This is a genomic window from Kushneria konosiri, from assembly GCF_002155145.1.
Lineage (GTDB): Bacteria > Pseudomonadota > Gammaproteobacteria > Pseudomonadales > Halomonadaceae > Kushneria > Kushneria konosiri.
In genome coordinates, this window is record NZ_CP021323.1 from 1,301,385 (window position 1) to 1,324,003 (window position 22,619).

Consider the following 22,619-nt stretch of genomic DNA (forward strand, 5'->3'; position numbering starts at 1 on the left):
AACACCTCATGGTCACGGCACCCATCGATCCTGGCTGAAATCACGCTAGACTGAAGACGCCTCTTTGACTGGAGCCGCCATGAAGACCTTTGCCCTCTCCCCGGGAGATCAGGACCGTGCCCGGCCCGATGTTGCCGGCTTTTTCGATCCGCGCACCTTCAGCATTCAGTACGTGGTATCAGACCCCGCCACACGCCGCTGCGTGATCATTGATCCGGTGCTTGATTTTGATGAGAAGGCCGGGGCGACCGCCACACTGCAGGCCGATGCGCTGCTTGAATATATCGAGCGGGAAAGGCTCGAGGTCGACTGGATTCTGGACACGCATCCGCATGCCGATCATTTCTCCGCGGCGCGCTATCTGCATGAAAAAACCGGCGCGCCGACTGCCATTGGCCGGCCGGTGACGCAGGTTCAGGCGCTGTGGAAGGAGATCTACCACTGGCCGGAACTAAAGGATGACGGCAGCCAGTGGGATCGTCTGTTCGACGACGGGGAGACGTTCAGGGTGGGCAGGCTCGAAGCCCGCGTGATGCACTCGCCAGGGCATACGCTGGCCTCGATCACCTATGTGATCGGTGATGCCGCCTTCGTCCACGACACGCTCTTTCAGCCGGACTTCGGCACCGCCAGGGCCGACTTTCCCGGCGGCAGTGCCCATCAGTTGTGGCACTCGATTCAGGCCATTCTGGCCCTGCCGGAGGACACGCGGCTCTTCACCGGCCATGACTACATGCCGGACGATCGCGAACCGCAGTGGGAAAGCACGGTGCGCGAGCAGCGCGACACCAACAAGCATCGATTGACCGAGAGCAGCGAAGCCGAATTCGTCGCGCTGCGCCAGAAGCGTGACCGCGAACTGCCGATGCCAAAGCTGATCCTGCACGCGCTGCAGGTCAACATTCTTGGCGGGCGCCTGCCGGAACCCGAAAGCAACGGCCGGCGCTATCTGAAGATACCGCTGGATGCCCTTGATGGAGCCGCGTGGGCGTAGCCGGTCCTACTCGATATTCTGAATCTTAATGTTGATTTGATTTAAAAATCTTTTATTATCAATGGCTTGATGTATTTTTAGAATGGCTTTTATTTTTTACTACCCAAATTGCTACCCATTCGGTAATGAGCTGAGATAGCTAATGTATCTTTTCCTGCCCATCAGTATCTGTGAACTGTAGCCTTTAACAAAGTGTATAGGCAGCCTTTGATTGATACGGGCAAAGTTGCATAACAGCACGGCAAAGCTGACCAGAAAATAAAATGCTGCGCTTGATGCGCATGCCCAGCTAGGCATTGATGATCAGTGTAACCATGGTAAGCGTGCCGCCATATTGACCTGTCTGATTCAGGACCGAGCCGATACCGGAAGGCATAACGTAAAGCGTACCCCCGAATGTTCATTGCTGACCGTCGCCAGACCGCCATGAAGTTGAGCGATGGAGCGTACGATCGCCAGTCCCAGTCCGCCGGAATCGCCGGGCGTATGGCGCGACGCATCCACACGGTAGAAACGCTCGAATAGCAGCGACAGATGCGCCTCGGGAATCGGCTCTCCCTGATTGAGGACACTGATATGGTGCAGGTGATCAATCTGCTGCTGATCAATGACGATGGGCGTTTGCGTCTGACCGTAACGCAGAGCATTGGCGATCAGGTTGGCCAGCGCACGTCGTAGCAGATCCGGGTCGGCATCAAGACGGCCATGAGTTCGATTGATCAGTGTCATACCCCGCTCTTCGGCCATGCCTTCGAAATACTCGCAGAGCTGATCGACCATGTCGTGAAGCTCGATCGGCTGTCGATCGAGGCTTGCATCGGGCTGCTCGTTACGCGCCAGAAAGAGCATGCTGTCGATCATGCGCGCGAGTCTTTCAAACTCCTCCTGATTAGAAATCAGTATCTCTTTGTATTCATCGCCGGTCCGGTCATGACGCAGCCTCTGCTGTGTCTGTCCCATCAAATTGGTCAAGGGCGTTCGCATCTCATGGGCGAGATCTTCGGAAAAGCGTGAAAGCTGCAGAAAACCGGCTTCAAGGCGAGTCAGCATACCGTTCAGGGCAAGGCTCAAGTCACGCAGCTCGCTGACTTCCGAGTGCTCGGGCAAACGATAATAGAGATGCTGCGTATCGATAGTGGCTGCTCGAGCCGTTAACCGCCTGACCGGAGCCAGTCCGCGTCTTGTGACGATCCAGCCGAGCAAAAAGGCCGCCAGAGAACCACCCGCCAGCGAAAGCCAGAGCTTGCTGCGATAACTCGCCAGCATGCGGTTACGCTCGGTCAGACGCTTGCCGGCAATCAGCGTGACCTGTTGGCCATCAAGACGGGCATCAATCCAGGCAAGTCTTGCCGGTGCGCCATTCAAAACGGTACGCAGCTGCACCTCATCACTGCCTTTCAGTTCAGGCACCGGCTGATGCATGGGATTGACTTCTATGATAGGACGGTCGTCATCCGTCAGCACCCAGAGCACGCTTTCGCGATTATCAAGCATGTTGGCATACAGTCGAGGGCGGTGACGCAGTGCCTCGACGCTGGCGCTATTGTCCAGCAGCACGATCATGCGCTCCAGGCGGCCCCGCAGCATCTGATCGTCACGCCAGGTAATTTCGCTATACAGGGAATGATAAAGATAAAGACCGATGGTGCTCAGTAGCAGCCCAACGACTAATGCAAATAAAAATGCCAGTCGGAGCGTCAATGAGCCCGTGATTCGACTCATGGTACAAGTCCCAGCATGTAACCCATGCCACGCACCGTATGAATCAGGCGATGAGACCAGGGATCGTCCACCTTGGCACGCAGCCGGCGAATGGCCACATCGACCACATTGGTGTCGCTTTCAAAGTTCATGTTCCAGATCTGTGACGCGATAAAGGTGCGTGAAAGCACCTCATTTTCGCGGCTGATCAACAGATGCAGCAGCGCGAATTCCTTGTTGGTGAGATGAATACGCTGACCTTGGCGCATCGCTCGGTGCTGAACGAGATCCAGGGACAGATCGCCAACGCTGAACAGCTGCGTCTCACGCGGCGGGCCGCGTCGCAACAGGGTTCGAACCCGAGCCAGAAGCTCCACGTAGGAAAAGGGTTTTACCAGGTAGTCATCAGCGCCGAGCTCGAGCCCCTTAACGCGATATTCCACAGCGTCACGAGCGGTCAGAAAAAGCACCGGTGTCTGCCAGCGGCTGCGGATGAACTGAAGCAGCTGCCATCCGTTCATGTCGGGCAGCATGACGTCAAGAATGATCAGATCGAAATGTTCATCGCTGATTCGCTGCTGCCCTGCAAGCCCGTCATGCGCGACATCCACGCTGTAACCGGACTCGCTCAGGCCCTTGTGTAAATAATCGGCGGTCTTGACTTCATCTTCCACGACTAGAATACGCACCGTCTTCCCCTGTGGTTATCGCGATTCATCTTCAGTGTTTTTCCTGATGGACACCATTACAAATCTGTAATCCTGCTGTAATGGTAATGGCCGCTCGCGTGGACGATATTGCTCGTGTCAACGACAACAACGCTGCAGGAGAATAGAGAATTGATTCACAAGACTCGATGGTCACTGCTGCTGGGTGCACTTTGTACAAGTGCGGCGCTGGCACAGTCGCCCGACGTAAAAATACATTCTGATGTATCTCTGGCGCTGGCCAATCAGGTTCTGGACGCCACACTTCAAGCCTGTCATGCCGATCAGCATACGGCGGTGGCCGCCGTGGTAGATCGCGGCGGTAATCTTGTGGCCCTGCAGCGCGATGACAATATCGGTCCGCATAATACGCAGGCCGCCCAGCGCAAGGCCTTTACCGCGTTGTCCACGAAGACACCGACACGCCAGCTGGCAGAGTCGGCACGCAACAATCCCGAGTCGCAGAATTTGGCCACCGTCAGCGACCTGCTGCTGTTGGGGGAGGCGTTCCTCTCAGGAGCAATGGTGAAGTCATCGGTGCCGTAGGCGTTGCCGGGGCCGGGGGTTCAGCGACCGACGAGGGCTGTGCCCTCAAGGGTATCCACAAGGTATTACCGCAGGATCAATAACAGGAGAACGACATGAAGACACTGACGACTTTAAGCGTTGCCGTGCTGTTAAGCGGTGCCTCGACGCTGGCCATGGCGGCCACCAACCCGATCAGCGTGCACGTGCTCAATACTCAGACGGGCAAGCCCTCTTCGGGTGTCGAGGTCAAGCTGGAACATCAGACTGACAATGGCTGGGAAACCGTCGCCACCGATACCACCAGTGAAGACGGACGCATTTCGGCACTGTTCCCCGAGGGCGAAACTCTTGAGTCAGGCGTGTATCGGGCGGTTTTTGGAACCGGCGACTGGTACAAAAAGCAGGATATCTCCACATTCTTTCCTGAAATTACTGTCCCGTTTCAGGTCGATAATGTCGATCAGCACTATCACATTCCGCTGCTGTTGAGCCCGTACGCTTACTCGACCTATCGTGGCAGCTGATACCCTGCTATCAATTGTTTCGACGGCAAGAACAGACCCTGGCAGCCAGAACGCTGCCAGGGTCTGTTCCTGTCAATGAGATATCAATAACAATTCAAAGCTGATAGCTGATAGCTGATAGCTGATAGCTGATGGGGCGTTGAGTGCTCGGGCATGGCCATGGCCTGTGGTTACCAGCAGTATACCATCAATCCTCGTGCGCACTTTTTCTGGAGAAATCATGACACTGTACGGCGTCCCATTATCCCCCTTTGTCCGCAAGGTGTTGCTGGTAGCCCACGAACTCGATATCACCCTCGATACGATCGAGGTGCCGCCCCATAGTGATGATCCGGATTTTCGCCGCATTAGTGTCACAGGGCGCATCCCGGCCTTTAGTGACGGATCGATCGAACTCGTAGACTCCTCGGGCATTAGCCGCTATCTGATCATGCAGGCCGATAGTGATCTCATGGGTGGGCAGGATCCTCGGCGTCAGGCTCAAATTGTTGGCTGGGAACGTTTTGCCGATGACGATCTGGCCCCGGCGCTGACTGATGTGTTCATCGAGCGCGTGGTCAAGCCCGTGCGTCTCGGTCAACCGACGGACGAGTCGGTCGTTGAGGTGGCACTTCAACGCAAACTTCCCCCGGTCTGGGGTCGTCTCGAGCGTCTGCTGACAGTGGGCGGCGCATGGTTAGTGGACGGCGAATTCAGCTATGCCGATCTCGTGCTGGGGACGCATCTGGCCAGTGCCGAGCTTGCCCGGGCGCTGCCCAACGAATCCGATTATCCGAGCATTGTGTCTTGGCATCGTCGAATTCAGTCGCGAGCGGCCTACAGCTCGATGATGGAAAGCGTATAGCGCTGTGTTTATATGGAATGGAAAATCAAGTCGGATTGACCTGGATCTTCTGATGGTTAAACAAGCGTTGATGGTATGACCATGGTAGTGCCAAACATTCCAGACCACGACAACGAGCGGCACGCTTCGCAAGCATGACGGGTAGAACCGGCCATCAGAAGTCATTACAGGTCTGACGGTGTCCGTGCTATTCAATATCTTTCAATGCATCTTCTGATCTGTTCCTGTTGTGGCGCTCATCTTCCAAAGGTGACGTAAACCAGCGAGGCCAGAAGCTTTGATGTCGGGAATCGGCATCTACGCATGGGATCAATCGGTCGGTAAGTACGTGTGTCTGTCCCGTGCTTCTGGCTGTTCTGTACTTGACGCTGTGTATGTATTCACGATCGTTGAACTCACAACGGTTGAGCCGGGTGCCGCCGCAGGGGCCGTTCGCAAGTCCCTTGGGGCAGGTTTCCGGGCAAATATACAGGGTCTCTTCAAGACGGCAGGTGCCGCAGGTATCACATCCCACTACCGGTCTTTTCAGGCCGCGTTCCAATTGATGAAGCCAGCGCTTGCCATACGATGTGTGCCACAGGCGACGCTTGAGTATCCAGCCAAATCCCCGACTCACGGGGTTGTTACGACTAAAAAGCAGGGAATGGAGAGCCGACAGCAAGTAATAGTGCCGCTGTTCCTTTTGAGTTGCGCGGACCTTTGATTGGCCCAGGTGCCAATCGGCATGTTGCGGGTGCAAGGTCACGATCGGCAGGCCGTTCATCTGCCAACTGGCCTCCCATGCGGCGGCCCATTGATCCAGCGTCTGTATCTCTGTTCGTTGAGCAGCAATGACCTGTTCCAGGGCGTGCAGCTTTGCCACGGTATGGACGCCCGACAGATGAATGACGGCATATCCCATCAGACGCAGACCAACGATCTGCAATCCAAGGCGAACAATGCTGCGCTCCCGAGCATATGTACGGGAGATGGCTTCTTCTGCGGCCAGCAGGTCGCGCATTGAAGGCGAAATAGTCACGCCGGGAACCTGCGCCAAAAAAGCGGCGTTTTTATGCGTTAGTGCCATGACGCATGCCAGCAGCGGAACCGGCGTCGCTTGCTGCTGCATCCACCGGTAGGCCTCCAAATGCTTTTGTACGTCAAAACCCAGTTGCAGGGTAAGAAAGTCTGCCCCGGCCGCGAGCTTCTTCTCGGCCTTGAAGTATTGCGCGCCGCCTTCCTCTTCGTGGTACTTGAACGGGTTAAGAGCAGCGCCAAGCCGTTAGGTCGGCCTGGCCTGACGGACGATCTGCAGGGCAGCTACCGATTCCAGATAGCGGACGGTGTTCTGGCCGGGCTTGTGACCGGGAACGCGATCGCTACTGAGAATCAGCAGCTGGTCCAGACCCATGGCGTCCATTCTTTCCAGCTGCGCCAGCAGATGATGACGTTCCCGGTCCTTGCCGGAAAAGTGAAGCAGCGTCGGGAAGGGACGCCTCAGTTGTGAGAATGCCGTTATCGGTGAGAGATCGGCATTGCTGCCGACCCGATCGGCCACTGCTGCCATCATTGGCCAATCGCATAGCCTGGAGCACTGCATGAGCTGCTCGAAGGCGATAAAGCCTTCGCCGGAACATTTCGGGACAAACTCAACCACGCAGACAAAATGTTGTTCCTGCAGTGCTTTTCTCAACATGCTCATTACTCTTCAGAGCCGGGCCGGGTCACATTACCGGGACCTGGTCAGTGATGACCGAATGCCATAAGGTCCAGTGCCAGTACGATCCTGGTTCAGGACTGGCTCGGAGCAGGCACTGAGACATTCGATCATGAGAGAAACTTGTGTTCATCATGCAAAAAATCAGTTTGTCTCATGATGCTGTGAGATCGACAATCCTTTCATCAAATCGCTGAGCGTATGGGCATTCCTGCATTGGCCTAGCAGACAGCGACGCACCTGCGACAAGCCAGAAAAGAAAAGTGGAATACTTTGAAAAAGCGAAAAATTTTGGATTGATATCCCGGGAATCAGGATGGCAGGTCGCGATGAATGAAAAGTTTGCGTTCAATATTAAAAGCATTGGTTTCGATGAGCATTATCGACCCTCGGACAGTACGCGCACTACCACCAACTTTGCCAACCTGGCCAGAGGAGAGAAGCGACAAGAAAACCTGCGCAATACCCTGAAGATGATTAACAATCGCTTCAATGCATTGGCACATTGGGACAATTCTGAAGGCGATCGCTACACCGTTGAGCTTGATATCATTTCCGTTGAAATGGCGGTGTGTTCTGCATGCGCCAGTGATGCTCTGCCTTTGATCGAGATATTGAAGACCAGCATTGTTGATGGAAAATTCAATAAGCGTATGGAAGGTATTGCGGGTAACAATTTCTCTTCTTATGTGCGGGATTACGACTTCAGCATTCGTTTGCTGGAACACAACAAGGATCGACCGACGTTTAGCGTTCCAGACAATTTTGGAGCGTTGCACGGCAAGCTGTTCGAGTGTTTTGTGAACTCCAGTGCTTATCAAGAGCGCTTTAATAAACCGCCCGTGATATGCATCAGTGTCTCAGGCAGCAAAACCTATCATCGCACAGAGAATTACCATCCCGTGCTGGGGGTTGAATACCGGCAGGATGAGAGTTCCCTGACCGATGAGTATTTTAAAAAGATGGGGTTGAAGGTTCGCTATTTCATGCCAAAAGGCAGCGTCGCACCTCTGGCGTTTTATTTTTTTGGCGACCTGCTCAATGATTACACCAACCTTGAACTTATCGGCACCATCAGCACGATGGATACCTTTCAAAAGATCTATCGCCCTGAAATTTATAATGCCAACTCTGCGGCAGAAAAATCCTACCAGCCAAGCCTGGCGCATCAGGATTATTCACTGACGCGAATTGTTTATGATCGAGAAGAACGCAGCCGATTGGGTATTGAGCAGGGAAGGTTTGTTGAAGAGCACTTTATCAAACCCTATCAGGCACTTCTTGAGCAGTGGTTCGCCACCGACGCTCGTTGATCAATCCGACAACAAGGTTATCCATCATGAAAAGGTTGTTACCCACATCAACGGCTGGCAGCTTGCCCAAACCTTCCTGGCTTGCTCAGCCGGAAACGCTCTGGTCGCCGTGGAAACTGCAGGGGCAGGAATTGATTGATGGCAAGCAGGATGCGCTACGTTTGTCACTGCATGAACAGCAACGTGCCGGTATCGATATTGTCAGTGATGGTGAGCAATCACGTCAGCACTTTGTCACGACATTTATCGAGCATCTCGACGGCGTCGATTTCGAAAAGCGTGAGACGGTCAGGATTCGTGACCGCTATGAAGCAAGCGTGCCCATGGTCGTTGGCGCTGTAGCGCGTCAAAAGTCCGTGTTTGTTGATGATGCCAGGTTTTTGCGGCAACAAACGGAAAAGCCCATCAAGTGGGCCTTGCCAGGACCCATGACCATGATCGATACGCTTTATGACAACCATTATAAAAGCCGTGAAAAGCTGGCCTGGGAGTTTGCTGCGATTCTCAATCAGGAGGCTCGAGAGCTGGAGGCTGCCGGCGTCGATATTATCCAGTTCGATGAGCCCGCATTTAATGTTTTTTTTGATGAAGTGAACGATTGGGGGATTGCCACTCTGGAAAGGGCAATCGAAGGACTCAAGTGCGAGACCGCCGTACATATTTGTTATGGGTATGGCATCAAGGCCAATACGGACTGGAAAAAGACGCTGGGCTCCGAGTGGCGTCAATATGAGGAGATTTTCCCCAGGCTGCAAAAGTCCGGCATCGATCTTGTTTCGCTGGAATGTCATAACTCTCATGTCCCGATGGATCTCATTGAGCTCATTCGAGGTAAAAAGGTGATGGTGGGTGCGATCGATGTGGCAACCCATACTGTCGAGACACCGGAAGACGTTGCCAACACCCTGCGAAAGGCACTGCAGTTTGTGGATGCTGACAAGCTTTATCCCTGCACCAATTGCGGCATGACGCCCTTGTCGCGTGATGTGGCAAGAGGAAAGCTGAGTGCCTTGAGTGCCGGCGCAGAAATTGTTCGAAGAGAGCTCTCTATTTGATGTTGAGTCATGAAGGCAAAATGGGCATGAATGATTGAAAGTGAGCGATCGCCCATGACGCAAAAAACGGTTGTCGTGGGCGAATTACGGCGGCCAATGATAGAAAATTGAACAAGCGATTCAATACTTGTTTATTCATTAGAGAATTGGTCATGGATATCCTCTGGATACCAACGAAATCAGATTGGCTCAAAAGCATTCCACTTAACTTAATTGAGCGCATGATAGGAAACCTGCCAGCTCAGAGCCCAACGGCATAACCCCGAAGCGTCCGGAAAAATGGGTCAGTATTGTCTGTATTCAAAAGGCCGACCAGTGTGTCGACTCTTTTGTGACTCATACATCAACGTTTGCACTCAATTAGTCTTTCACTGGCACGCCATTGGATAAATGATTGAGTATAAACGCTTCCATGGCTTCTGCAGCCGGTGACATGGTGCGATTGGCCGGCTTTAGCAATCCAATCACACGTTCCACGACAGGATAATGCAGCGGGATGAAGCGCAGGGCCGAGTGACTTTCCGAAAAGGCCAGTTGAGGCAGAGTGGTAATACCGATGCCGGACTCCAGCATCGCAGTTAGTGAAATCATGTTGGGAATGAAATAGCTGCTGTCCTTCAACAAAGAAGCCGCCTCGGTATCCTTCAAAAGTAGCGATGTGCCATTGCGTATCAGCGTCTGCCCCTTCAGTTCATGCCAATGTAGATCATCACGGGCGGCCAGCGCATGATCGTGCCGACAGACCACCCCCACCCGATCCCGAATCAACGGTTCAAAGACAAGGCGCTCATCGTGCTGCCAGAGACTGGTCAGCGCTAGATCAGCACCTCCTGTCAGGACCATTTCACGCACAAAATCAGCGTTACCATCGTAGAGGCTGACCCCCAGCCCCGGCCACGCAGTAGTGAAACCGGCCAGGATATTGGGCATCAGTCGGCTGGCTACCGAAGGCACGGTGGCAATTTCTACCTGCCCGGCTTGGCGGCTGACCTGCATGGCCAGATCCTGGCTCAGCCGGTCGTGCTGCACCAGCAGTTCTCGAAAGCGTGGCAAACAGTAGTGCCCAAAGGACGTTAGCGTCGCATGACTGTTTTTTTCAAAAAGTGCCTGCCCCAAGCGGTGCTCCAGATCGCGTATCGCCATTGATAGTGCCGGCTGGGTTCGATGGAGTTGACGAGCCGCCGCATGAAAACCGCCGGTTTCAATGATCGCGAGCACATAACGAATTTGTTGAATTTTTAACTCGGCGCTCATAAACGTGTTCTCTGCTTTGAATGGTAAATAATATTTATAAAATAATTTTTATTATTGATTATGCTTATAAAAAGAATCCCCATCACACTGTTGGCCAAGCCAATAGGGAGATTCGCAATGACCAAGCTACGTGAACTTTACATCAATGGTGATTGGGTTGAAGGAGGTCAATCTGTCACCAATGTCAATCCTTCCGATACCGCCGATGTCATTGGCGAATATGCTCAGGCCAGCGTCGATCAGGTCCATCAGGCCATCAAGGCTGCTCACAACGGTCTGGCCGAGTGGCGTCAGAGCGGGCTGGAAGAGCGCTATCGTATTTTGATGGCGATCGGCGACGAGTTGATCGCGCGTAAGGATGAACTGGGTCGGCTGTTGTCTCGAGAAGAGGGAAAGCCTCTCGCGGAAGGTGCTGGTGAGATCTATCGCTCCGGTCAGTTCTTTCATTACTACGCCGCTGAGGTGTTGCGTCAGATCGATGAGCGAGTGGACTCTACTCGACCCGGTATCGAGGTAGAAACCTATCGCGAGCCTGTCGGCGTGGTAGGCGTAATCAGCCCCTGGAATTTCCCGATGGCCACTGCGGTTTGGAAGATTGCACCGGCGCTGGCGTTCGGTAACGCGGTCATCTTCAAGCCGGCCAACCTGGTACCGGCCAGCGCCTGGGCACTGACCGAGATCATCAGTCGTCAGCCGCTGCCGGCGGGTACCTTCAACCTGATCATGGGTTCGGGTAGCAGCATCGGCGATGCACTGATCTCAAGCGAGCAGATCAACGCCGTAAGCTTCACCGGTTCTCTGGAGGTAGGCCGTCGGGTAGCCGCGGCCACAGCAGGCAATCTGGTCAAGTGCCAGCTCGAGATGGGTTCCAAAAATGCACTCATCGTGGCTGATGATGCCGATCTGGATCTGGCTGTTGAAGCCGCCTTTGCCGGCGCCTACTCAGGCACCGGTCAGAAGTGTACAGCTTCCTCACGACTGATCGTGACGGATGCCGTGCATGACGCCTTCGTGGACAAACTGCTGAAAAGGCTTGCGTCCGCTGTCGTAGGCGGCGCGCTCGACGAAGGTGTTCAGATTGGGCCGGTGGTGGATCAGCGCCAGCTCGAATCCAATCTTGAATGGATCGAGCGCGGAAAACAGGAGGGTGCGCGTCTGATCTTTGGCGGCAAGCGTATTCAGGACAGGTCCGAAGGCTATTTTATGTCGCCGGCGCTGTTTGTCGACACTCGCAACGACATGTCGATCAATCGGGAAGAGATGTTCGGACCGATCGCCTGCGTTATTCGAGTGCGCGATTACGAAGAAGCCATTACCACGCTCAACGACACTCACTTTGGGCTGACGGCCGGCATCATTACCAATTCCTTGAAGATTGCCAGCGACTTCAAAAAACGGGCCGAGACCGGTTGTGTGATGGTCAACCTGGCTACCGCCGGCACCGATTATCATGTGCCCTTCGGCGGCCGCAAGCATTCAAGCTTTGGCCCGCGAGAACAAGGCCGCTATGCGCGCGAATTCTACACCGTTGTCAAAACCTGCTATGTCAAGCCCTGAGGTGCAACATGACCGATAACATGCTGATCATCGACGGGCTTCAGTACTCGAACTGGTCGCGTCAAATTTTCGAGCAGATGCATGAAGGTGGTGTCAGTGCGGTTCACGCCACACTGGCTTATCACGAAACTACTCGCGACACGTTGACTCGATTTGGCGAATGGAATCGCCGATTTGAGGATAACGCCGATCTGATTACGCCGGTGAAAGCACCGGCAGACATTCTCAGAGCAAAACAGGAAGGCAGAATTGGCATTCTGCTGGGTGCCCAGAACTGTTCACCCATCGAGGATGATATCGATATGGTGGCAGTGATGCGTGATCTGGGCCTGATGATCATGCAGCTCACCTACAACAATCAGAGCCTTTTGGCCTGCGGCTGCTATGAAAGCGAAGACAGTGGCATCACACGCTTTGGTCGTCAGGTGATCCAGGAAATGAATCGCGTCGGTATGGTCATCGACATGTCGCACAGTGCCGAGCGCTCGACGCTGGAGGCCATCGAGATTTCACAGCGACCGGTGATCATTTCACATGCTAACCCGGCAAGCTTTTATTCAGCCAAACGCAACAAGTCCGATCGAGTGCTCAAGGCGATCGCCGAGTGCGATGGACTGCTGGGCTTTTCGACCTATCCCTTTCATCTCAACCATGGTTCGGACTGCACGCTGGATGAGTACTGCGACATGATTGCACGGACCGCCGATCTGATGGGCATTGAGCATATTGGTATCGGTACCGATCTTTGTCAGGAGCAGCCGGTTTCAGTACTGGAGTGGATGCGCAACGGGCGCTGGTCGAAGGCCATGGATTACGGAGAAGGCAATCAGAACAACGCGGGATGGCCAGCGCCCCTAACGTGGCTGCGCGACAACCGTGACTTCCCCAATCTGATCCAGGGGCTGCGTCAGCGCGGCTTCGATGATGAATCGGTGACACGTATCATGGGCCGCAACTGGCTCGGGCTGCTTGAGCGTGCGGCAACGCCGAGCGCATAAGGCAGCTTGACCAGACCGTATACTCGATTGATTACTCTGGAGAAGCAGTCCCATGTCCAACAACAATGAAATTAATAGCCGAAAGAATGCCGGAGGCCTTTACCGATTGGGTGACCCGGTAGTGCTGGGACTGACGGTTGGTTTTATCGTCGTATTTGTGGCCCTGTCGCTTGTCGATCTTGATGGCATGTCTGACGCGATTGCGGCCGGGTTTGGCTGGACCGCGCGCACCCTGGGCGCCTTTTTTCAGCTGCTGCTGCTGCTGACATTTTTTGTCAGCATCGGTGTCGCTGTGGCGCCGGCCGGGCGTGCGCGTATCGGCAATCGCCGCACGCCGGAAATGAGTACCTTCAAATGGCTTTCCATCATCATGTGTACGCTATTGGCCGGCGGTGGCGTGTTCTTCGCTGCAGGAGAGCCAGTGCATCATTATCTCATGACGCCGCCCAATTTTTCTGCCACGCCGAACGGCAGTGCTGCGGCCATTCCCGAGGCACTGGCACAGTCCTTTATGCACTGGGGCTTTCTGGCCTGGACCATACTGGGGGCGCTGACGTCGCTGGTGCTGGCGCACGCCCACTACGTCAAGGGCCTACCGCTGCAGCCCCGAACGCTACTTTATCCGGTCCTTGGTGAGATCGTAATGAAGCGCTGGCTGGGCGGAGTGATCGACTCGCTGTGCGTCATTGCGGTAGTTGCCGGTACAGTTGGGCCGATTGGATTTTTGGCCACTCAGGTCAGCTTTGGGCTGCATGAGCTAATCGGTGTCTCGCCGGGGTTTAGTACCCAGTTAATCATTCTGATCGCGCTGGGCGCCATTTATGTCACTTCCGCAATGACCGGCATTGATCGGGGCATTCAGTGGCTCAGTAGTTTCAATGTCTTTCTGGCACTGACGGTCGCAGGTGTCATTTTCATTTTTGGACCAACACTTTTTTTGACCAATAGCTGGTTTCAGAGCTTCGGACAGTATCTAAGTTCGTTTTTTGAAATGGCGACCGTGACGACGATAACCGCGCCTGAGTCGTGGTTGAAGTGGTGGACGGTCTTCTTCTTTGCCTGGTTCATCGGCTATGGACCATTGATGGCCATTTTCGTGGCCCGTATCTCCAACGGTCGCACCATTCGTCAGACCATTCTGAGTATTGCGGTCATGGCGCCGATAGCCACTACGATCTGGTTCACGCTACTGGGTGGCTCAGGCATTTTCTATCAAATGCATGGCGTCATTGATCTGACCGAGGCGCTGAAGAACTTTCAGTTCGACGTGGCCACCCTGTCAATTGCCCGTGCGCTGCCCGGCGGTGACCTGATGGCGCTGGCGGTACTGTTGCTGACGACCATCTTCGTGGCGACTACAGGCGATTCGATGAGCTACGCCATCGCCGTGGTCAGTACTGGCCATGACGATCCACATGCGCTGGTGCGAGCCTTCTGGGGCATCGCCATGGCGGTGATGGCAGGCATTCTTCTCTATATGGGCAGCGGACAGATCGCAGTGCTGCAGCAGTTCATTGTGCTTACCGCCATCCCTATTTCACTGGTGCTTTTGCCATCGCTCTGGACAGGGCCTCAGGCGGCCTGTGCCATGGCGCGCGAGCAAGGCATCATTCCATCGCTATCGGAGGCCGAGCATGATTGAGTCTGCATCCATTCCCGTTGAACGGCTCTCGCTCAGACCGGCTTGTGAGGTCATGGAACTGGAGCGTTTAGGTAGTCTGCACGCTGGCCGGCTCAGCTTCGTACGCTCCCTGATGCGTCAGATGGCACAGCAGCGATGGAAGATCAGTTGTCAGCGCTTCGAGCTGGATGATGAGGGTCACGGTACGGTCATCTATCGGCTACAGACGCCATACGGGCGCTATCATGGACTGATCTTCTCGCGTGCCATTGCGGATGAGGCGCGCTCTGATCGCGTTATCGCCGAAGCCTGGGATGTTACCTTCGGCGTCATCGAGGGTGACGTTGACGAGTTATTGCTCGACCAGATGGCGGCCAATGTGCCACTGCAGGAAGCGGGAAGACAAAATCCTCGGCTGCTGGTGTTATCGCGTGCCAATAAAAGCATGCGAAACTTTAAAAGCTTCGTAGAGGCGCTGGCCTCGGGCAAGCAACCGCGCCCGGAATGGCTCACAAAAGTGGGCTATCTCTATCGCACTACGGCGGTCTACGGCAATGGCAAGTTCGGCATTGCCGACTATGAGCTACTTCAGAGTAATCCAGACTTTCGTCGCCCATTCTCGGCACAGATGTTCGCCGTCTATCTACTGCGCCACTTCTCCGTTGAACAACTGGAACATCTGGCGCGCGTGCGCGCACCGCAAACGGCGGTAACGCTGACGCCAGAGCTGCGTCGTTATATTGGTATTGGCAACTCTACCGGCCTTGGCATGGCGCCGTTTCTGATCAATCACCCGCAACTGATTCAGCAGTGGGTAAGCTGTCGCGAGCGTGCTCTGGCGATGGTGTTGGCTCAGAACCCGACAGAAGCATTACGCCATCGTCTAATCAGTCTCTGTCGACGCGCCATGACCCATCTCGCTCAAACGCTGGCTGACGATGTTGAACAGATGCAGCGTAATGGTGAAATTGTGGCCGCACTTCCGGCGGTCATTAATTGGCTGGAGGAAGTGCCGCTGGAAAGCGATCTGTGGCAACAGCTGGTGAACTGGAGCAAGCGCACTCTATCGCTTGAAGCTCAGGAGCTGATCGTGACGGTGCTGATTGAGCTGTATCCAGAGTTGATCGATCCGCTTGAGGATGCCATGGGCACCCATGAGGCGCTGGAGCTTACGCCGGACATGCCGCTGTTGCAGCTAAGGCAGCTCATTGAGACCCACTACGACTGGGCGCTCGATCAGGACTACGACGCACCCGAGGCGTGCTATTGGTTCTGGTATCGCTCGGTAGAAAAGGAAGAGCCTCGGCTCGGCATTCGCTATCACGAGCCGGGAGCTGATCGAGAGTTACCGCTGGCCATTGCACCGCATGTTCAAAAGGTGCATCAGGCAGTGTGTGACTATCTGGATACTACGCCGCGGGCGCTGGTGATCAATTTTCTGATTGCTTATCCGCGCTACAAGGCGATGGTACGCCGTATTCAAAGTCTCAGTGAGACAACCTATGGCGAGATTCGCGCCAACCTTTGGCATCGCGACATGAAACCAATGCATCTGCTGCGTACCAAGCTGTCGTTCTTCGGCGCCAGTCGCTTCGATCCCCGCTCTGATCGCTGGGTGCGTGTCACGCTGTTTCAGGGCGCGCCACTGGCAGCCGAGCTCAACGCCGAGCCCGACGATCTGGCGGCGTTTGATGACTGGAGTTTTCCGCTTGAGCCAGTGCTCGAGCAGCCACCGGACGGGAGTGAACCGTGAAAGTCTCCTACAACGAACTGCAGGGGCATTGTCGCAAGGCCTTTATCGGCATGGGCTTTGAAGAGGGTGATGCCGCTGATGCCGCTGACATGATTGCATGGATGCAGTGCTATGAACTCAAGGGGCTCGATGCATTAAAGCGAGGGTTGGATTTTCTGCTGACAGAGGATCCGGAGCAGTCCCCGAGCATCCTGTATGAAGATGCCGATCTCGCCGTGCTCGACGGGCACGCCCAGAGCGTTCTGCGAAGCTCCAGTCTGGCGCTGGAGCTGGGTTTTGCCAAGGCGCGTGCGCGGGGCCTGTCGGTCATCAAGATCCGCCACTGCCATAATCGCCAGCTTATCATGGGCTATCTGGCACGGCTGGCAACGCGCGGCATGAACATCACTGCTTTCTGGCGTAATGCGCATGAACCTTTATTGGAGCAGGTTGTAGGTTTTCGTGCCAACAGTGCCATTCCTGAAATTCGCGCCTACGCCGTCAAGGATGTGCCCGAGGAGAATGAACCCAACGATGGGGTAACTCTGGTCATGGCCAACCACGTGGACCTGCTGCCGTCGCTGAACTCTGATTATGATGTCGAGCTGATTGCACGCCACGACGAGTCCGAACTGCTTGCATGCCGACGCCGCGTGCTGCTCGATGGTATCGAGGTCGACGAAGCGCTGTGGTCGCGGCTCAAGCATCTGGCTGATCGTCTGCTGGTTGAGACCAGCGATACTTCCAGAAGCAGTGCCGGTGCCAACACCAGCGACAACGATTGAATCCAGCGTAACAAGGAAAAACCTCATGATCGAAAGTGTTAAAACCGAACTGTTTGCCGCCCGCGCCCCGCTGGAGTGGGCGGTGATTGGTAACGGCATCCTTTTCACGACTCAGATACCCATCGACCGGGACGGCAATGTTGTTGAAGGAGGTATCGAGGCGCAAGCTCGGCAGACGCTGGAAAATCTAAAACATACTTTATCCTGTGCCGACGAAGCAGCAGAGTTGACGCAGGTATTGATCTACGTGACTGATCGAGATCATTTGGCAACCGTCAATCGTGTCTATGCCGATTACGTTGACCCTCCCTATCCGAATCGGGCAGCAATGATTGTTTGTGGTTTTGCTCGCCCCGAGATGCTCATTGAAATCATCGCTTACGCTGCTACCACTTCAAAAAATACTAAAAAGTGAAAATACAAGCGCTGTCAGAAAAGCAGCTGACCGTACGACTTTATCGAATAACTTATAGCACCAGCCAAATGCGAGGGTATTTGACTCGTTTGGACAGGTGATAAAAAACAGATTTTTTCGGGAATACAGGCAGTAAATACTTCAGGCCATTGCCGCTGGAAAAAGGAGTACACTGCCTCTTCTGGCAGAGTATGGCTTTTCACGAAAGCCAGCTCGAAACACAGCGATGCTGATATTTTCTGTTCTGTTTGGAGATAACCCCGTGGCGCGCCCTCCCATTATCATTAACCGACTGGATGCTGAGCGCTTGCAGCGCCTGATCGACGATGCCGATAAACAGGATATACCTGTTGCCGAGGCGCTGGAGATAGAGCTTGAGCGCTGTGAGCAGGTCGAGCCTGAAAATGTTCCGGATGACGTTGTCAGCATGAACAGTAGTGTCATGTTTACCGACATAAATCGTGATAAGCAGATGACGCGCACCCTGGTTTATCCTCATGCGCTTTCAAGTAATGAAAATGGGTTATCCGTCATGGCGCCCATCGGGGCGGCACTGCTGGGGTTGAAGGTAGGGAGTACCATCGACTGGACTCTCCCTAATGGAGAACAGGTTTGTTTGCGCGTCGATGCCCTGCTTTTTCAGCCTGAAGCTGCCGGGCAATATCATCGATAATGATTGATATCCGGTGGCAAACAGCCATTTCTATGGTCCGAACTACTGAAAGCAGGCGTGAGCGAGGAGCGCCGCAAAACCGCAGCGGTTGAGGTCGGCTGAAAAATTCAGCCATGGCGTGCCCTGTATTTGACCCTGTGTCATTGCCTGGACGTGCTTCCCAGCGCCCGGGCTGCTCGTCAAGCGGCATGCAAACCATTGCTTTCACGCTGAATATCCATATAGGCACGGAGATAGCGCAGGCTGACATAGCCCACGATGATGGTGGCCACCACGATTTCCAGTATGGCCAGACCATGGATGATGGCGATGTCATGGGTGCTGAATCCGTGCCGTGTCATCCAATCGGCGGTTTTTGCCATGGCAGTGGCGCCAATGACCATGGGAAAGGTGAAAGCGGCGTAGCCTGGGCTATAGGGAAGGCGCAGTAACTTGATGAAAGCCAGATAGATGACCAGTGTCATCAGGACTGCAATGCCGCCCAATAGGGCGATCAATAAGCGTGAAGGATCTGACGTCACAGTGAGATAACCTGCAAGCGACAGGCTGGCAGGGGCCGCCATGATGGCGATGGTCGGTTTGGCTGGATCGGGAATTTCACTGGCAAAAACCAGCCGATAAATCATCACCGGCAGTAAAACCGCATACAGCATCATACCCAGATACAGCAGCCCCACTGCCAGGGGCTGTAATGCCGAAACGCCGGGAAACGCCACATCGGCCACGATAATGCCGACCGGCGGCACGAACCAGGCAGGCACCATATGGTGCAGTTCAAACGCCTTGATGCGATGCACAATGAAGGCCACAAGAAAGCCAAGGTGAAGCGCTACGGCCATCAGCCAGAGCATGACGCCAGCGGCTGGCATTAACCATTCGCCCACGCTTTTCGATATCACCATCAGTGCCATGGCAAAGGTGGGCACAACACTGCCGACGACAGGGTGTGCCAGATCCGCCAGCAGCGATTTTGGGCTGAATAAAAACCGGCTACCAAGAATCAGAAGCAAAAAAGCCGCAATGATGGCACCGGTCAGCTGGGCCAATCCTCCAAGAAGCGCAAAGCTTTCCCAGCTCCAGCCAAGGCTTGCGATCCCCAGTGCCAGACCGGCCATGGGCGTCGGGGCATTCTTCAATTGTTGAGACAGGGCAGGCATGGAGACTCTCCTCAAAAACAATGAAGACAATTTATGCCAAAAAACGCTATCGTTATATTTTAACTTTTATCATCCAGTGTTTATTAAAATTTAACATTCTTGAGGGTGATCATGGCCGTGACCCTGCGCCAGCTACAGGTTTTTACCACCGTGGCCCGTGAGCGAACCCTGACAGCCGCTGCAGCATCCCTTTTTCTGACCAAACCGGCCGTCAGCGTGGCGCTTTCGGAGCTGGAAAAGCAGTGCGATCGGACATTGTTCGATCGTCATCGCAATCGTCTTTATCTCAACGATCAAGGGCGTCGTCTGTTGCCCATGGCCGACGAGCTACTGGCTCGCAGCGATGCGATCGATCAGCTTTTTGATAATGAAGCTCTGGGTGGGCAGCTGCATGTCGGCGCCAGCTACACGATCGGCCATCAGCTGCTACCGGCACTATTAAGCGATTTTCGTATCGACACTGGACATCGCGATCAGCGTGTGAACATTGCCAACAGCGCTGCTATCTGTCGCGCATTGGAATTGTTCGAGCTGGATATCGGCCTGATCGAGGGGCGTGTCGTCGATGAGTGCTTTGACGTGGTGCCGTGGTGTCAGGATCACATGCTGATTGTGTGCTCTCCTGAGCATCCGTTGGCTCGTCGGGACAATATCGAAATTACCGATCTGGTCGGCTACGACTGGCTGTTGCGCGAGCCTGGGTCAGGAACACGCGAGCAGTTCATGCGCTTTATTGCCCCCAGACTGCCGCAGTGGCAGCTGGGTATGGAGATCAACTCGGCGGAGGCCATCATTAATGCTGCGGCGGTAGGTCTGGGCCTCACCTGCGTGTCGACACTTGAAGCTCGTCATGCGCTGTATGACGGCAGGCTGATCAGGGTGGCACTGGACTTGGACATGACGCGCGAGTTCAGTCTGGTGCTGCATCGCGACAAGTACCGCAGCCCGTTGATCAAACGGTTTACTGAATTTTGCTTGGCGCGCAGTGACACAATGACGTTATAGGATGTCAAAGTGGGCAATGGATATTGATGATCAAGTCCTTACTGAGGAAGCCACTTGAAGAGAGCCCATGTTGCCTTCCTTTGTTGGACTTAACGCATTGGGTTATAGGAACACAACGCAGTGGTTCAGGCGGCGTTACGCCGATGGGCTGCCTACGTCCATACCTCCCCATTCTCAAGCAAGCAAAGGAGCAGGCGCATTAGAATTTGATCGAAAGTACCGTCGTCACACCACTGTTCAAGCACTGGTAAACGGTCTTTCATGACTTGTAGCGCCCCGTAGATTGCGCTATCTCGCTCCTCAACACAGCATCCAGAAAATGAGATTAAGCATTTGTCAATTATCTCTACGCTGGCGGACCATGGTTTGCCAGCGTAGAGGTGATCTAATCAATATTTTTATGCTATTTATGAACTGTCATGAAGTTAAATATTTATCGTCAATTCAGTGCCGCGACAAGAATCGTTATTAGTGTACTCTTGCCCAAATGAAATATTTGAGGCTGGTAAGTTAGATAGATTATTTGGGCCGCGATGCTTTTTCTTATAAGCTCATTTAAAATACAAATTTCAGTGATGACAAACTTTGCAGCATAATAATATTACAAATTCTAAGGGCGTTTTAATGGCTATTATACAGGCTGTTTTTCAGTCATCTCAAGGAAATAGTAACTTGCAAGAGTTAAGAAAAGATGCAGAAGCATCTTTTCATGTTCTGGAGGTCTACGAATTTTCTTTTCTGGGATTGAGCGTGATTGGTTTAAAGTTTGAAATGAATGAGCTGTCTATAGATTATTTTATAAAAGAGCTGTCAATGCTCAAGGAAAAATATTGCGTTTTTCAGTTGTCTTTAAATAGAGTTTTCAATGAGAAGCATGAGCCTCGAGTCGAGTGTTAATTTCATAAAAAGCAACCAAAAGGTGTGCTATTTACTGACATTGTTATGAGCAATATTTGGAGAGCTCTATCGGTAAGTCATCTACTCTTAAGCTTCGCAAACCTGCTCTCAGATAATCCAGTGTAAGTTTGCCTGCAGATGTGAGCTCTGATTCTCTATAATAAAAACCAACTCCTACCTTATCCATATTTGGAAGGTCTTCTGATAAAAAGGTATTGCTTGTGAGTTGCCTAGGAATAACAGACCGGGCCATTGCAGTTATACCCAGTCCTTTTTCAACTGCTGAAACTATGCCCAGCAGGCTAGGACTGGTGTAAACGATTCGAAAAGGGATATTAGCATCAGTCAGTGCTTTTTCAGTGATTTTTCGATATAAACATCCGTTAGGATAGGTTACCAGCGGCAGTTCTTTTCCTTGTAATGATAAATTTTGCGTATATCCCCACTTTAGCTCTTCGATTAAATAGTTTTCAGGCAAAAAATCTGAAAACTCTTCTAGGGGCTGCATTGCCAAGCAAATATCAAATTGATGCTTTTGGAACTTTTGATATATGTTTTTGCTTATATCACAGTCAACTTCGATTAGAATATTAGGATATCTATTTGTAAGCCCTTTGATTATTTCAGGTAAAAAAGCAAGCTCATAATCGTTGGGAATCCCTAGTTTAATTTTTCCGTAGACATTATCGCTATGAAATTTTTCGACTAATGAGTCATTCAGTTGAAGAATCTGGGTTGCAAGTTTGTATAGCTCCTCGCCATCCGCTGTTAGCTCTAGATGAGAACCTCTTACAAAAATCTGCGTATTAAGCAGTATTTCAAGTTTTTTAATTTGTAAACTAATGGCCGGTTGAGATCGTCCTAATGCGTCCCCCGCCGATGTAAAACCGTTTAGATCCTTGATCGTTGTAAAAGTGCGAAGCAAGTCTGTGGGTATGTTTTTCATCGAACAGCCCTGACATGTCGGATATTTAATTCATTACTGTAACTTACCGATAAGGCACGCCGATACTAACAATTTGTCGAGGATGAAAAAGTTTTTCTTGGCACAGTGTTTTTCGAGTGCGCCGCTCAACTGTGACGGATTGACAGTTTTTGCAGATTGGATTTTCGACCAATGAGTAGCTTGCCACCAATTTAGGCGTATAACTAATTGATATAGC

At 53.1% G+C, this 22,619-nt stretch carries 20 protein-coding genes and 1 pseudogene; 14 read left to right on the forward strand and 7 right to left on the reverse strand.

Going from position 1 to position 22,619, the window contains the following annotated elements; all coding sequences use genetic code 11:
* The first annotated feature begins 79 nt into the window (after positions 1-79).
* On the forward strand, positions 80-994 hold the full coding sequence (locus B9G99_RS06075) for an MBL fold metallo-hydrolase (RefSeq protein WP_086621228.1): 915 nt from the start codon (positions 80-82) through the stop codon (positions 992-994).
* A gap of 348 nt (positions 995-1,342) precedes the next feature.
* Here B9G99_RS06075 and B9G99_RS06080 read toward each other — a convergent pair whose 3' ends face one another.
* Complete coding sequence (locus tag B9G99_RS06080; RefSeq protein ID WP_086621231.1) at positions 1,343-2,716, reverse strand: heavy metal sensor histidine kinase; 1,374 nt, start codon at positions 2,714-2,716, stop codon at positions 1,343-1,345.
* Entirely contained in the window at positions 2,713-3,384 is a 672-nt protein-coding gene (locus B9G99_RS06085) for a heavy metal response regulator transcription factor (RefSeq protein ID WP_086621233.1), read from the reverse strand. Before B9G99_RS06085 ends, B9G99_RS06080 begins: the two co-directional genes overlap by 4 nt.
* Before the next feature lie 114 nt (positions 3,385-3,498).
* Between B9G99_RS06085 and B9G99_RS06090 the strand changes: the two are divergent.
* The 3 genes and pseudogenes from B9G99_RS06090 to B9G99_RS06100 all read left to right on the forward strand — a co-directional run bounded on the left by B9G99_RS06090 (position 3,499) and on the right by B9G99_RS06100 (position 5,298).
* Positions 3,499-4,031, forward strand: a pseudogene (locus B9G99_RS06090) (GlcG/HbpS family heme-binding protein).
* Positions 4,032-4,043: 12 nt separating this feature from the next.
* Entirely contained in the window at positions 4,044-4,454 is a 411-nt protein-coding gene (gene uraH / locus B9G99_RS06095) for a hydroxyisourate hydrolase (protein ID WP_086621235.1), read from the forward strand.
* Between the two features lie 220 nt (positions 4,455-4,674).
* Positions 4,675-5,298: a glutathione S-transferase family protein gene (locus B9G99_RS06100; RefSeq protein WP_086621237.1), complete on the forward strand. Its 624-nt coding sequence runs from the start codon at positions 4,675-4,677 to the stop codon at positions 5,296-5,298.
* A gap of 187 nt (positions 5,299-5,485) precedes the next feature.
* On the opposite strand, the gene B9G99_RS17170 is transcribed toward B9G99_RS06100, so the two are convergent.
* Entirely contained in the window at positions 5,486-6,364 is an 879-nt protein-coding gene (locus B9G99_RS17170) for a methylenetetrahydrofolate reductase C-terminal domain-containing protein (protein WP_211329617.1), read from the reverse strand.
* 195 nt (positions 6,365-6,559) lie between these two features.
* The gene (locus B9G99_RS16970) at positions 6,560-6,973 is read right to left on the reverse strand and encodes a methylenetetrahydrofolate reductase (RefSeq protein WP_211329616.1); all 414 of its coding nucleotides are present in this window, start codon (positions 6,971-6,973) and stop codon (positions 6,560-6,562) included.
* Positions 6,974-7,323: 350 nt separating this feature from the next.
* Between B9G99_RS16970 and B9G99_RS06110 the strand changes: the two genes are divergently transcribed.
* Positions 7,324-8,307 carry a DUF1852 domain-containing protein gene (locus B9G99_RS06110; RefSeq protein WP_086621239.1) on the forward strand — a complete coding sequence of 328 codons (984 nt, stop codon included), beginning with the start codon at positions 7,324-7,326 and terminating at the stop codon, positions 8,305-8,307.
* 26 nt (positions 8,308-8,333) lie between these two features.
* Positions 8,334-9,362: a methionine synthase gene (locus tag B9G99_RS06115; RefSeq protein WP_086621241.1), complete on the forward strand. Its 1,029-nt coding sequence runs from the start codon at positions 8,334-8,336 to the stop codon at positions 9,360-9,362.
* A gap of 360 nt (positions 9,363-9,722) precedes the next feature.
* Here the strand turns inward: B9G99_RS06115 and B9G99_RS06120 are convergent, their stop codons facing one another.
* Entirely contained in the window at positions 9,723-10,616 is an 894-nt protein-coding gene (locus B9G99_RS06120; RefSeq protein ID WP_086621242.1) for a LysR family transcriptional regulator, read from the reverse strand.
* Between the two features lie 117 nt (positions 10,617-10,733).
* Here B9G99_RS06120 and B9G99_RS06125 point away from each other — a divergent pair, with 117 nt between their 5' ends.
* From B9G99_RS06125 to rnk, 7 genes are all read left to right on the forward strand, one after another.
* Positions 10,734-12,173, forward strand: coding sequence for an aldehyde dehydrogenase family protein (locus tag B9G99_RS06125; RefSeq protein WP_086621243.1), 1,440 nt, complete (start codon positions 10,734-10,736; stop codon positions 12,171-12,173).
* Between the two features lie 8 nt (positions 12,174-12,181).
* Positions 12,182-13,171: a membrane dipeptidase gene (locus B9G99_RS06130; RefSeq protein WP_174678719.1), complete on the forward strand. Its 990-nt coding sequence runs from the start codon at positions 12,182-12,184 to the stop codon at positions 13,169-13,171.
* Positions 13,172-13,223: 52 nt separating this feature from the next.
* On the forward strand, positions 13,224-14,813 hold the full coding sequence (locus B9G99_RS06135) for a BCCT family transporter (RefSeq protein ID WP_086621245.1): 1,590 nt from the start codon (positions 13,224-13,226) through the stop codon (positions 14,811-14,813).
* Positions 14,806-16,545, forward strand: a complete 1,740-nt coding sequence (locus B9G99_RS06140) for a hypothetical protein (RefSeq protein WP_086621246.1) — start codon at positions 14,806-14,808, stop codon at positions 16,543-16,545. Before B9G99_RS06135 ends, B9G99_RS06140 begins: the two co-directional genes overlap by 8 nt.
* Positions 16,542-17,309: a DUF3726 domain-containing protein gene (locus B9G99_RS06145; protein WP_086621247.1), complete on the forward strand. Its 768-nt coding sequence runs from the start codon at positions 16,542-16,544 to the stop codon at positions 17,307-17,309. Before B9G99_RS06140 ends, B9G99_RS06145 begins: the two co-directional genes overlap by 4 nt.
* 25 nt (positions 17,310-17,334) lie before the next feature.
* Positions 17,335-17,724, forward strand: a complete 390-nt coding sequence (locus B9G99_RS06150) for a RidA family protein (protein ID WP_086621249.1) — start codon at positions 17,335-17,337, stop codon at positions 17,722-17,724.
* A 226-nt stretch (positions 17,725-17,950) separates the two neighbouring features.
* Positions 17,951-18,397 (forward strand): nucleoside diphosphate kinase regulator, encoded by a 447-nt coding sequence (rnk, locus tag B9G99_RS06155; protein ID WP_086621250.1) that lies wholly within the window; start codon positions 17,951-17,953, stop codon positions 18,395-18,397.
* A gap of 179 nt (positions 18,398-18,576) precedes the next feature.
* Here the strand turns inward: rnk and B9G99_RS06160 are convergent, their stop codons facing one another.
* Complete coding sequence (locus B9G99_RS06160; RefSeq protein ID WP_086621252.1) at positions 18,577-19,554, reverse strand: TDT family transporter; 978 nt, start codon at positions 19,552-19,554, stop codon at positions 18,577-18,579.
* 111 nt (positions 19,555-19,665) lie between these two features.
* Between B9G99_RS06160 and B9G99_RS06165 the strand changes: the two genes are divergently transcribed.
* The gene (locus tag B9G99_RS06165) at positions 19,666-20,559 is read left to right on the forward strand and encodes a LysR family transcriptional regulator (RefSeq protein WP_086621253.1); all 894 of its coding nucleotides are present in this window, start codon (positions 19,666-19,668) and stop codon (positions 20,557-20,559) included.
* 940 nt (positions 20,560-21,499) lie between these two features.
* On the opposite strand, the gene B9G99_RS06175 is transcribed toward B9G99_RS06165, so the two are convergent.
* Positions 21,500-22,402, reverse strand: a complete 903-nt coding sequence (locus tag B9G99_RS06175; protein ID WP_086621257.1) for a LysR family transcriptional regulator — start codon at positions 22,400-22,402, stop codon at positions 21,500-21,502.
* Positions 22,403-22,619: the final 217 nt, after the last annotated feature.

Bases quoted from the DNA above. Each gene is read 5' to 3' on its own strand.
- B9G99_RS06175 (WP_086621257.1), bottom strand. From the start codon at position 22,402: ATGAAAAACATACCCACAGACTTGCTTCGCACTTTTACAACGATCAAG.
- B9G99_RS17170 (WP_211329617.1), bottom strand. From the start codon at position 6,364: ATGGCACTAACGCATAAAAACGCCGCTTTTTTGGCGCAGGTTCCCGGC.
- B9G99_RS06140 (WP_086621246.1), top strand. From the start codon at position 14,806: ATGATTGAGTCTGCATCCATTCCCGTTGAACGGCTCTCGCTCAGACCG.
- B9G99_RS06165 (WP_086621253.1), top strand. From the start codon at position 19,666: ATGGCCGTGACCCTGCGCCAGCTACAGGTTTTTACCACCGTGGCCCGT.
- B9G99_RS16970 (WP_211329616.1), bottom strand. From the start codon at position 6,973: ATGTTGAGAAAAGCACTGCAGGAACAACATTTTGTCTGCGTGGTTGAG.
- B9G99_RS06125 (WP_086621243.1), top strand. From the start codon at position 10,734: ATGACCAAGCTACGTGAACTTTACATCAATGGTGATTGGGTTGAAGGA.
- B9G99_RS06100 (WP_086621237.1), top strand. From the start codon at position 4,675: ATGACACTGTACGGCGTCCCATTATCCCCCTTTGTCCGCAAGGTGTTG.
- uraH (WP_086621235.1), top strand. From the start codon at position 4,044: ATGAAGACACTGACGACTTTAAGCGTTGCCGTGCTGTTAAGCGGTGCC.
- B9G99_RS06120 (WP_086621242.1), bottom strand. From the start codon at position 10,616: ATGAGCGCCGAGTTAAAAATTCAACAAATTCGTTATGTGCTCGCGATC.
- B9G99_RS06115 (WP_086621241.1), top strand. From the start codon at position 8,334: ATGAAAAGGTTGTTACCCACATCAACGGCTGGCAGCTTGCCCAAACCT.
- B9G99_RS06130 (WP_174678719.1), top strand. From the start codon at position 12,182: ATGACCGATAACATGCTGATCATCGACGGGCTTCAGTACTCGAACTGG.
- B9G99_RS06135 (WP_086621245.1), top strand. From the start codon at position 13,224: ATGTCCAACAACAATGAAATTAATAGCCGAAAGAATGCCGGAGGCCTT.
- B9G99_RS06150 (WP_086621249.1), top strand. From the start codon at position 17,335: ATGATCGAAAGTGTTAAAACCGAACTGTTTGCCGCCCGCGCCCCGCTG.
- B9G99_RS06080 (WP_086621231.1), bottom strand. From the start codon at position 2,716: ATGAGTCGAATCACGGGCTCATTGACGCTCCGACTGGCATTTTTATTT.
- B9G99_RS06110 (WP_086621239.1), top strand. From the start codon at position 7,324: ATGAATGAAAAGTTTGCGTTCAATATTAAAAGCATTGGTTTCGATGAG.
- B9G99_RS06075 (WP_086621228.1), top strand. From the start codon at position 80: ATGAAGACCTTTGCCCTCTCCCCGGGAGATCAGGACCGTGCCCGGCCC.
- rnk (WP_086621250.1), top strand. From the start codon at position 17,951: ATGCTGATATTTTCTGTTCTGTTTGGAGATAACCCCGTGGCGCGCCCT.
- B9G99_RS06160 (WP_086621252.1), bottom strand. From the start codon at position 19,554: ATGCCTGCCCTGTCTCAACAATTGAAGAATGCCCCGACGCCCATGGCC.